General features: G+C 73.5%; 10 protein-coding genes. 3 read left to right on the top strand and 7 right to left on the bottom strand.

Features of this window, described 5'->3' with window-relative positions; translation table 11 throughout:
* Positions 1-228: 228 nt before the first annotated feature.
* Positions 229-1,383 carry an ATP-binding cassette domain-containing protein gene (locus ABZ444_RS50905; protein WP_358012539.1) on the bottom strand — a complete coding sequence of 385 codons (1,155 nt, stop codon included), beginning with the start codon at positions 1,381-1,383 and terminating at the stop codon, positions 229-231.
* Positions 1,384-1,652: 269 nt separating this feature from the next.
* Here ABZ444_RS50905 and ABZ444_RS50900 point away from each other — a divergent pair, with 269 nt between their 5' ends.
* Positions 1,653-1,787, top strand: coding sequence for a hypothetical protein (locus tag ABZ444_RS50900; RefSeq protein WP_358012537.1), 135 nt, complete (start codon positions 1,653-1,655; stop codon positions 1,785-1,787).
* 67 nt (positions 1,788-1,854) lie between these two features.
* Here the strand turns inward: ABZ444_RS50900 and ABZ444_RS50895 are convergent, their stop codons facing one another.
* The gene (locus tag ABZ444_RS50895) at positions 1,855-2,529 is read right to left on the bottom strand and encodes an ankyrin repeat domain-containing protein (RefSeq protein WP_358012535.1); all 675 of its coding nucleotides are present in this window, start codon (positions 2,527-2,529) and stop codon (positions 1,855-1,857) included.
* Positions 2,530-2,586: 57 nt separating this feature from the next.
* Positions 2,587-3,144 (bottom strand): heme-binding protein, encoded by a 558-nt coding sequence (locus ABZ444_RS50890; RefSeq protein ID WP_358012533.1) that lies wholly within the window; start codon positions 3,142-3,144, stop codon positions 2,587-2,589.
* Positions 3,145-3,344: 200 nt separating this feature from the next.
* Between ABZ444_RS50890 and ABZ444_RS50885 the strand changes: the two genes are divergently transcribed.
* Together ABZ444_RS50885 and ABZ444_RS50880 are read left to right on the top strand one after the other, a co-directional pair.
* Entirely contained in the window at positions 3,345-4,541 is a 1,197-nt protein-coding gene (locus ABZ444_RS50885; protein ID WP_358012531.1) for a histidine kinase, read from the top strand.
* Positions 4,538-5,161: a response regulator transcription factor gene (locus ABZ444_RS50880; RefSeq protein ID WP_358012529.1), complete on the top strand. Its 624-nt coding sequence runs from the start codon at positions 4,538-4,540 to the stop codon at positions 5,159-5,161. Before ABZ444_RS50885 ends, ABZ444_RS50880 begins: the two co-directional genes overlap by 4 nt.
* Before the next feature lie 25 nt (positions 5,162-5,186).
* Here ABZ444_RS50880 and ABZ444_RS50875 read toward each other — a convergent pair whose 3' ends face one another.
* From ABZ444_RS50875 to ABZ444_RS50860, 4 genes are all read right to left on the bottom strand, one after another.
* Entirely contained in the window at positions 5,187-6,122 is a 936-nt protein-coding gene (locus ABZ444_RS50875) for a hypothetical protein (RefSeq protein ID WP_358012527.1), read from the bottom strand.
* 14 nt (positions 6,123-6,136) lie between these two features.
* Positions 6,137-7,309, bottom strand: a complete 1,173-nt coding sequence (locus ABZ444_RS50870; protein WP_357981291.1) for an MFS transporter — start codon at positions 7,307-7,309, stop codon at positions 6,137-6,139.
* A complete protein-coding gene (locus ABZ444_RS50865; RefSeq protein WP_358012525.1) occupies positions 7,310-8,626 on the bottom strand; it encodes a discoidin domain-containing protein in 1,317 nt (438 codons plus the stop codon).
* Positions 8,627-8,881: 255 nt separating this feature from the next.
* Entirely contained in the window at positions 8,882-9,982 is a 1,101-nt protein-coding gene (locus ABZ444_RS50860) for a right-handed parallel beta-helix repeat-containing protein (protein WP_358012524.1), read from the bottom strand.
* Between the last annotated feature and the right edge of the window lie 104 nt (positions 9,983-10,086).

Below are 10,086 nucleotides of genomic sequence, written 5' to 3'. Positions count from 1 at the left end.
CATCGCACCTCCTCCTCCCGTGCGGGCCGCAGCAGCGCGGGGTGGAGCAGCCGGGCGTCGCCCGCGCGGTACGGCTCGGGGCATGAACGCCCCCGCCCCTGCCCTGCTTACCGGCGCATGGGGCGACAGCGAGGGGACGACCAGGCAGGGACGCTCTAGCGGGGGTTGACCGAACAACACAAACCCCGTAGACCTGATCACGTCTACGGGGTTGAGCTGGAGCAACGACTAGATACACAGCTTGACAATGGGCTTGCCGGCGCCGTTGGGGCCGGTCAGCGCGATGCGCTCGGGCCCGCGGACGACCAGGTCGATGCCGGGCTCGGCGAACAGGCCGCGGGCCATGAGGTGCTCGCCCTGGAAGACCGTGCGCCCGGCGGGCACGTTGGTGCCCGGCAGTTGCAGGGAGATGCGCTGGTCGTCGCGCAGGGCGCGGCCCGCCTCGTCGAGCCGGGCCTTGGCGTCGCTGACGCGGGCGGCGTGCGTCTGGCCCGCCCGGCCGGCCGACTCCTGGGCGCCGCGCTTCATGTTCCCGGCGAAGATGCGCGGCAGGCCGGCGTTCTTGAGGTTGCGGGCGGCGTTGCCGGCCCTGCGCTCGGCGCGCTCGCGGGCCTGCTGCATCTCCCGCTTCTCGCGCTTGAGCTCCTGCTCGGCCGTGCGCACGTTGCGCTCGGCGGCCTCCTGCTCGGTGCGTACGGCCTCCTCGTAGGCGGTGTAGTCGCCGCCGTAGAAGCGCACCTCGCCCCGTTCGAGCTCGGCGATGCGGTCCATGCGGTCGAGCAGGGCGCGGTCGTGGCTGACCACCAGCAGGCAGCCCTTCCAGTCGCCGAGCACGGCGTGCAGCCGGTGGCGGGCGTCCAGGTCGAGGTTGTTCGTGGGCTCGTCGAGCAGCAGCACGTCGGGCCGCCTGAGCAGCTGCGCGGCCAGGCCGAGCGAGACGATCTGCCCGCCGCTCAGCGTGCGCAGGGTGCGGGCGAAGTCGAGGTGGCCGAGCCCGAGCCGGTCGAGCTGGGCACGGGTGCGCTCCTCGATGTCCCAGTCGTTGCCGATGGTGGTGAAGTGCTCCTCGGCGGTGTCGCCCGCCTCGATGGCGTTGAGCGCGGCGATCACCGGGGCGATGCCCAGGACCTCGGCCACGGTCAGGTCGCCGGCCAGCGGCAGGCTCTGCGGCAGGTAGCCGAGCACGCCGTTGACGGTCACGCCGCCCGAGCGCGGCCGGTACTCCCCGGCGATCAGCTTGAGCAGCGTGCTCTTGCCGGCGCCGTTGGGGGCGACCAGGCCGGTACGGCCGCCGGGCACGCTGAAGGACAGGTCGCTGAAGACGGGGGTGTCGTCAGGCCAGGAGAAGGACAGGTTGGAGCAGACGATGAACGCGTCGGACATGTGAAGAAGACCTCAACGGAGAACGCGGGCACGCCGAAGCCGCCCGGTGAAGAAGGACAGGGATTCGGGAACGACGAACAGGGCCACACCGGCGGCGCTCACGCGCTCACGCCGGGGCCGATCAACCTCCGGTATCACCCGGAGATGTCGTCGTCACCTGCCATGTCTGGTCTCCTAGCTGAGAATCACAAGCATTTCACACCATAGCAGGCGCCCACCGCGCTCCTGCCCGCCACCATGGACCGCCCGGTCCATGGTGGCGGCTGATCGTGCGTACGCCGACCCGCAAGGGCGTCCAGGGCGGCGTGCTGATCCTGCTGTCCACCGGTGAGACCACTCACCTGGAGGCCACGCTCGACCTGGGCATCGCCCACCTGCGCGACAGCGGCCCCGGCGGTTCCTGAGCACGGCGGCCAGGCCGGACCCGCCGTCGTCGCCGTGGGATCAGCTCTACGGTGCCGGCGCGTCGCGTCAGTGGGCTCCGGCCGCGCGGAGCAGGGCGGCCACTTCCTTCTGGCCCTTGGACACGGCGTGGGCGAGCGGGGTGACGCCGTCGCGGTCGGCCAGGTCGACGTCGGCGCCCGCGGCGATGAGCAGCCGCACGACCTCCTGGTGGCGCTCGCCGCCGTCGCCCAGGACGACCGCCTCCAGCAGGCCCGTCCAGCCCAGGTCGTTGACGTGGTCGACGTCGATGCCGGTCTTCAGCACCTCGCGCACGTACTCGACGTGCCCGCGCTCGCAGGCGGGGATGAGGGAGACGCCTCCGTACCGGTTGCGCCTGGTCAGGTCGGGCCCGGCGGGCAGCAGCGCCCTCAGCATCGCCACGCTCCCGGTGACGCCGGTGACCAGCCAGGGGGTGTCCTTCCTGGCGTCCTGGGCGTCGGGGTCGGCGCCCGCCGCGACGAGCACCTTGGCCACCTCGACGTGGTCGGCCGCCGCCGCGAGCAGCAGGGCCGTACGGCGTTGCCCGTCGCGGGCCTCGACGTCGGCCCCGGCGCCGAGCGCGTCCCGGACGGCGGCGGCGTCCCCGCGCGCGGCTCCCGCCAGCAGTTCCTCGTCGGCCATTCCCGCTCCCTTCACCTCGCGCCCGCCGCAGGCCGCGAGCATCAGACCGAGTCCCCAGGTCAGGATGGCTCGGCGGTTCATCCCCTCATCCTTCCGTCCGCCCGCCCCCGGCGGTGCGCCGGGGGCCGGTCCGGCCGGTCAGCGAAGCTGCCCGGCGACCGCCTTGAGGCCCGCCTGGGCGATGGACTCGTCGATGTCGCCACTGGGCGCGCCGCCGACGCCGATGCCCGCGACGGGGGCGCCGCCCGAGGCGACCGGCACGCCGCCGCCGAGGAAGAGGGTGCCCGGGATGTCGGCGATGGACGGGCCGCCGCCGTTGATGCCCTTGCCCAGCTCGGACGTCGTCCGGCCGAAGGAGACCGCGGTGAACGCCTTGCGCCGGGCCGACTCCTCGGTCTGCGGGCCCGCGCCGTCGCCCTTCAGCACCAGCCGGGTCGCGCCGGACCGGTCGACGATCACGACGGTGACGCGCTGCTTCTGCTTGACGGCCTCCTTCAGCGCGGCGTCGGCGATCTTCAGCGCGGCGTCGGCGGAGAGCGTGCCGGTCTGCACGACGGGCTCGGCCGCGGCGACGCGGGCGACGCGCGCGGTGTGGGCGGCGTCGGCGGCCTGGGCGGGCGAGGTGGCGGCGACGGCGCCGGCCAGCACGGCCAGCCCCGACAGCGAGCCGGCGACCAGGCGAGTACGGATGTTCATGGTTTCTCCAGTTCGTCAGGGCGAAGTCGGACATCTCTAGGTTTCCGGGCGGACCGCCGCCGGCCATCGGAAGCACGGGCGATCTCCGCGCGCCGAGCGGTCGAGGGCCGGGTCAACCGATCGGTTGATGCGCCGCCGCCCTGGTGGGGGCCACTCTCGGGCAGGGGATAGTGTCGGAGGGCGCGGCGACGGGGAGGGCCATGAGGGAGCGCACCTGGCTCAACTGGGCCATGCACGTCGGCTTCTACCTGCTGCTCGCCGCCTCGGCCCTGCGGCTGGTGTCCCGTCACGGCATGGGTGCCCAGACGGTGACGTCGCTGGCCGTCTGCGGCCTGCTCGCACTGGCGTACGCGGCCGGGATCGTCTGGTGGAACCGGCTGGGCCGGCAGGGGCGGCTCGTCTGGCTGGGCGGCGTGGCGGCGGTGTGGCTGGCGCTGGTGGTGCTGGCGCCGTCGTTCAGCTGGTGCGCGGTCCCCCTGCTCTTCCTGTGCCTGCGGCTGCTCAACGCGCACGGTTTCGCGGTGGCCGCCGCGGCGCTGACCCTGGTGGTGATCGTGGCCCAGCTGGAGATCGCCCGCGAGCTCGACGTCAGCCTGATCCTCGCGCCGGTCGGCATCGCGGCCATGACGGCGGTGATCTTCGGGGAGCTGCAGCGCGAGAGCGCCGCCCGGCAGCTGCTCATCGACGACCTGATCAGCACCCGCGGCACGCTGGCCGACTCCCGCCACCGCACCGGCGTCCTGGAGGAGCGCGAGCGGCTGGCCAGGGAGATCCACGACACCCTCGCCCAGGGCCTGACCAGCATGGGCATCCTGCTCCAGGCCGCCGACCGCATGTGGGCCACCGACCCCGCCCAGGCCCGCGCCCACGTACGGCGGGCCGCCGCGGCCGCCGCCGACAACCTGGCCGAGGCGCGGCGGTTCGTCCGCGACCTCCAGCCGCCCGGCCTGGTGGACGTCACGCTGCCCGAGGCCCTGGCCCGGCTCTGCGCGGACGCCGGCGAGACCGGGCCGCGGGTGCGCTTCCGGCTGGCGGGCGAGGAGTACCCGCTGGCGCCGCAGGTGCAGGCGGCGCTGCTGCGGGTGGCGCAGGCGGCGCTGGCCAACGTACGCGACCACGCCGCTCCGGCGGCGGACCCGGCGGCCAGGGTGACGGTCACGGTGACGCTGTCCTACCTCGACGGCGAGGTGACGCTCGACGTGTTCGACGACGGCGTCGGATTCGCCGAGCCGGCCCCCGCTCCCGGCCGCGGCTACGGGTTGCGCGCGATGCGCGACCGGCTGGCGGAGGTGCACGGCGTCCTGGTCGTCGAGAGCGCGCCCGGCGAGGGCACGGCGGTCGCGGCCCGGGTGCCCGCCGCGTGGCCGCCGCGGGTCCTGGACGGCGGTGAGGCATGAGGTTGTTCCTGGTCGACGACCATCCGGTGGTCCGGGCGGGGCTGGTGGCGCTGCTCGGCGGCGAGCCCGACATGGAGATCGTCGGCGAGGCGGCCGACGGGGCCGAGGCGCTGCGCGGCATCGCCGCCCGCTCCCCCGACGTCGTCCTCATGGACCTGCAGCTCGGCGAGGGCGTCGACGGCGTGGAGGTCACCCGGCGGGTGCGCGAGCTGCCCGCGCCGCCGCAGGTGCTGGTGCTGACGACGTACGAGAGCGACGCCGACATCATGCGGGCCGTCGACGCGGGGGCCATCGGCTACCTGCTCAAGGCGTGCCCGCCGGAGGAGCTGTTCCAGGGCATCCGGGCCGCGGCAAGGGGCGAGAGCGTGTTGTCGGCCAAGGTGGCGACCCGGATGATGCGGCGCATGCGCGAGCCGGGCCCGGCGCTGAGTGCCCGCGAGGTCGAGCTGCTGGAGCTGCTGGCCAGCGGGGCGAGCAACCGGGAGATCGCCCGCCGGCTCTACATCACCGAGGCCACCGTCAAGACCCACCTGGTGCACATCTACGACAAGCTCGGCGTGGACACGCGCACGGCCGCGGTCACGGCCGCGGTCGAGCGACGCCTCATCCGGCTCCCCTGACCGCCCCCGGGCAGGGGGCCGCGTGTCAGCGGACGGCGGTGGGGGAGCTCGCGCCGGGGATCAGCCGGCGGGGCGGGCCGCCGCCGACGTCCGCCGCCCACACGTCGCCGTCCTTGGCGTACATGACCGTGCGATCGTCCAGCCAGGCGGCCTGGTCGTCGATGCTGGCCCGCTCCCCCAGCGGGCTCTCCCGCATCGTGGCCAGGTCCAGCAGGTGCAGCCGCCACGGGCCCGGCGAGACGCGCTTCTTGAACACCAGCCGGGTGCCGTCCGGCGACAGGGACGGGCACTCGGCGTTCTCCCTGAGCGCGCGCGCCCGCCAGGCGCCGAAGTCGCCCTCCACCAGGTACGTCCTGCCCTTGGTCGAGACGGTCGCGTAGAAGCGGTTGTCGTCGGCGGCGAACGTGACCCCCCAGTAGTTGACGTCGGCCGAGTGGTAGCGGCGGCCGTCGAGGTAGAGCGGGATGTCCTCCATGTTGGTGATGAGGTAGCCGGTCCTGGTGTCCAGGATGCCGGTCCAGGTGGAGAAGCCGCCGGTGCTGTAGGAGTCGCCGGTGACGAACACCGTCCAGGAGGCCATCCGGCCGCTGGCCGACACGCGGGCCCGGCTCGGCACGCCGGCCAGGTTGATCCGGCGGGTCTCGGCCAGCGACCGGTCCAGGACGAGCGCCTCGGTCTTCGGCAGCGGGCCGGGCCGGGTGACCAGGCAGAGGGTGGTGCCGTTCGCCGTGTAGAAGCGGTCGCAGGCCCGGGAGCTGACCCGCGGCGGCGCGCCCGGGTCGGCGAGCGGCACGGAGGCGACGCGTCCGCCGCTGCGCACCAGCACCCGGCCCGGCTCGCCGGTGTCGAAGCCCGCGACGGCGGGCCCGGCCTGGCGCGAGGACGCCGCCCAGGTGGCGTACGCGGTCGCGCCGCCCGCCAGCAGGACCACCGCGGCGAGGAGTACGAGCACCCGTCTCATTGACGACCTCCTTGTCATCGCAGCGCCCGCCAGGCGATCGCGGACGCCGTCACCAGCCCCGCGGCCATCACCGCCAGCGCCGGACCCTCCCCCGTCCCCGCCCACAGCAGGCCGAACAGGATGGACGACACCATCCGGGCCGTGGCCTGCCCGGTCTGCAGCAGCGCCAGCCCGCCGGTCCGCGCGCTCTCGGGCAGCATCGGCCCGGTCAGGGCCATCAGCACCCCGTCGGTGGCGGCGTAGAACAGGCCGTGCAGCAGCAGCGCGGGCAGCAGCCAGGCCGGGCCCATCAGCACCAGGTAGACCGCGAGCAGCGCCACGTGCCCGGCGACGAACACCACCGCGCGCCCGAACCGGTCCGCCAGCCTGCCGAGCGGCACCGCGAGCAGCAGGTACGCGCCCGCCGTGCCGAGCGGCAGCAGCGGGAACAACTCGGGGGCGATCGCCAGCCGCCGCTGCAGCACCAGGTAGACGAACGAGTCGCTGACCGTGACCAGGCCGAGCGCCACCGCCACCAGGCAGGCCCGGCGGAACCCGGGCTCCCGCGTCACCGCCGCCCGCAGCCGGACGCGGACGGTCAGCGGGCCGCGCCGGTCCCGGACGTACAGGGCCAGCAGCAGCACGGCCAGCGCGGCCACGCAGAAGCTGGTCACGAACACCGCGTCGTAGGCGCCGGCCGTCGCCGTCAGCACCGCGAAGGCGGCCAGCGGCCCGAGGAAGGCGCCCACGGTGTCCATCGCCCGGTGCACCCCGAACGCGCCGCCCAGCCGTTCGGGCGGGGCGCTCAGCGTGATGAGGGCGTCCCGGGGCGCGGTGCGCAGGCCCTTGCCGGTGCGGTCGGCGGCCAGCACCAGGCCGAGCGCGACGGCCGAGCCGCCGGCCGCGAGCAGGCCCAGCTTGCAGACGGCCGAGAGCCCGTACCCGAGCCCGGCGACCAGCTTGCGGCGGCTCCACCGGTCGGCGGCGTGCCCGCCGGCCAGCCTGACCAGCGCGGTGACGCCGAAGTACAGGCCGTCCAGCAGCCCGAACTGCACCAGGCTGAGCCCGAGCGTGCCCACCAGGTACAGCGGCAGCACCGCGGTGACCATCTCCGACGAGACGTCCGTGACCAGGCTGACCAGGCCGAGCGCCACCACGTTGGCGGGCACCGCCCTGGTCAGCCGGGTACCGAGAAGCGAGATGTACATCTAGTGGCAGGAGTAGGTCGGGCTGCTGTCCTTGACCGAGCCGTCGGTCCCGATCAGCTGCCAGCCGAACGTGCTGCCGGCGAAGGTCAGCTTCAGCACGCCGAACGTGCCGCTCAGCCGCTTCTGGCTGTTCGGCTGCACGTTCTCGATCTGGTACGGCGACGCGCCGCCCATCCCGCCGAGCACCTCGACGATGCCCTTCGCGGTGTCGGCCTGGGCACTGGGGTTCTGCGGCCCGAACCGCTCGTAGTGGTGGTCGTGCCCGTTGAGCACGAATTCGGCGCCGGCCGCGTACAGGGCCTGCCACACGGGCTTGGAGACCGGGTCGTTGCCGTGCTCGCCGGAGCTGAACAGCGGGTGGTGCCAGTACGCGGCCACGCACGGCTTGGTGGTGGCGGCGAGGTCGTTCTTGAGCCAGGTGATCTGGGCGGACTGGTCGAAGTGGTTGGAGTCGAGCGCGACGAAGTGCCAGTTGCCCCGGTCGTAGCTGTAGTAGCTCTTGCCCTGCGGGAAGGCGATGGCGCCGAAGTACGACTTGTACCCGGCCTCCGACCCGGCCGGGTCGTAGGTCTCGTGGTTGCCGGGGACCGGGCGGGTCTTGGCCTTGAACCTGCCCCACGTCTTGTCGTAGTAGTTGCGGAAGTCCGACAGCAGGGCGTCGTCGTACTGGTTGTCGCCCATGGTGATGACGAACTCGGGGTTCATCGACTCGACCAGGGCGGCCGTCTTCGGGTGCACGCAGGAGGAGGAGCTGGCGGTGCACTGCTCGGCGATGTCACCGGCGGCGGCCACCACGAACGTGTCGCCGGGCGGGTCGGTGGGCTGGGTGCCGCCGCCGTAGACCTGCATCTCCCACAGGGAGTAGCCGTAGTCGGTGCCGCGCGCGGTCCCGTACATGCGGACGTAGCGGCCGGTGGCGGTCACGGTGAGGTCGTCCACGTCGCCGTCGCCGGTGGCGGTGGAGTAGACGTCGGTCCAGGTGCTCCCGTCGGCGGAGGTCTGGATCTTGTACGACTTGCCGTAGGCGTCCTCCCAGGTCAGCTTGACCCGGCTGATCTGCTGGGCGGCGCCGAGGTCGACCCGCAGCCATTCGGGGTCGTGGCCTTCGGCCGAGGCCCACCGGGTGGCGGCGAGATCGCCGTCGAAGGCCTTGGCGGCGGCGTAGGAGGAGGCTTCCTTGGAGGAGGAGGTGGCGGGTTTGCCCTGTGACAGCAGCGTCTCGGCGGTGCCGGCCGAGGCGGTGGCGGCCACGAGCAGGCCGGCCACCAGGCCGATCACGGCCATGACGGCCATGACGGCCAGGCGGACTCTGGACATGGCGATTCTCCTGGGGGTGAGAGATCGGAGCGCGGTCCCGTGGGCGGCCGGGGCAGGAGTCTTTCGCTGAGCGCGTCACATCCTGGGGAAGGAAGCCGCGCCGAGCCGCTTACCGGGATCGTGGCGTAGGGTGCTGAGGGCTGTCAATGAAGTTAGGAAGGTTTCTTAACCCTGTTGGGCGGGGTTCACCTGGATGGCGCGCGGCACGGCGAGGGCGCCGCCCGGGAGGCCGGGCGGCCGGCCCCGAGCGGGCCGTCAGCCCGGGGTCACCGGGACGTTCGTCAGCCCGCGGGTGGCGCCGGTGACGGTGTTGGAGGAGCGCACGACGTTGGGGTCGGCCGCGCACTTCGACGTCGAGGTGATCTTGATGGCGTACGCGCCGACGCCGCCGAGATCGGATCGGTTGCCGCGCCAGACGTTCCCGCAGCCGTTGAGGAAGGACGGCGTCGTGGCCGGATTGTGCGTCTCGTAGCCGTTGGCGAGGATGCCTGGCGGGGCGAACGTGCCGGTGTTGTTCTCGATCGTGTAGCCGGAGCCCTTGACGTCCACCCAGGAGTCGGCGGAGTTCTGGCCGCTGACGCCGGTGCCGTCGAAGGTGTTGCCGCTGATCAGACCGCCGCTGGTGCCCTCCTTGACGTCGATGTGCTCGGCGGTGACGTACGGGCCGATCGTGTTCCCGGTGACCTGGACGCGGTCCGAGCGGTCCGCGCCGCCGGTGTTGCCGTGGCAGCCCCAGTTGGAGCCGGCCGAGCCGAGGTAGACGCCCTCGCCGTAACCGGGCTGGACGAGGCCGGTGTGGGTGATGCGGGAGTCGCGCAGCACGCCGTCGGACGAGCTGCGCCGGAAGTGCACGCCCTCGTCCTCGACGTGATGCACGTACACGCCGTCGATCACCACGTGGGGGGAGGCGTCCAGGACGAGGCCCTTCTTGGAGTCCTTGACGGTGAACCCGGTGAGCCGCCAGTACGGCGCCCCGTACAGCCACAGCCCGTAGCCGGAGTCCCAGCCGCCGCCGGGCGCGGGGCAGGACGGCGCGGTGCCGGCGGGACCGTCGTTGACCAGGACGGCGTCCGCCGGCCCGGTCAGCGTGATCGGGGCGGCGGACGTTCCGGGGCGCCGGGCGACGAAGGCGCCGTGGTACTCGCCGGGAGAGAGCCTGATGGTCTGCCCGGGAACCGCCGCGGCCAGCGCGCCGGCGAGCCGGCCCGCCGTGGACACCTCGACCACCTCGACCACCTCGGCACCGGCCGCCCCGGCGGACGGCATCTCCGCGGTCGGCGTCGCGGCGGTCGGGGTGGCGGCGGTCGGAGTGGCGAGCAGGAGTGGCAGCAGGCCGGTCAGCAGGGCCCGTCTCATGGGGTTCCTCCCTTCGGGGGGCCGTGCCCGCGGACGCCGTCCGCGGGGGCCCGCGAGGGGTTAGCCGCCCGGACCGGGCCCCCCAGGGTTGAGGTGACCCAGAT

It is taken from the genome of Nonomuraea sp. NPDC005730, assembly GCF_040630865.1.
GTDB lineage: Bacteria > Actinomycetota > Actinomycetes > Streptosporangiales > Streptosporangiaceae > Nonomuraea.
Note: the sequence above shows the minus strand (reverse complement) of the source record. Positions and strands in the feature narration are given on the sequence as shown.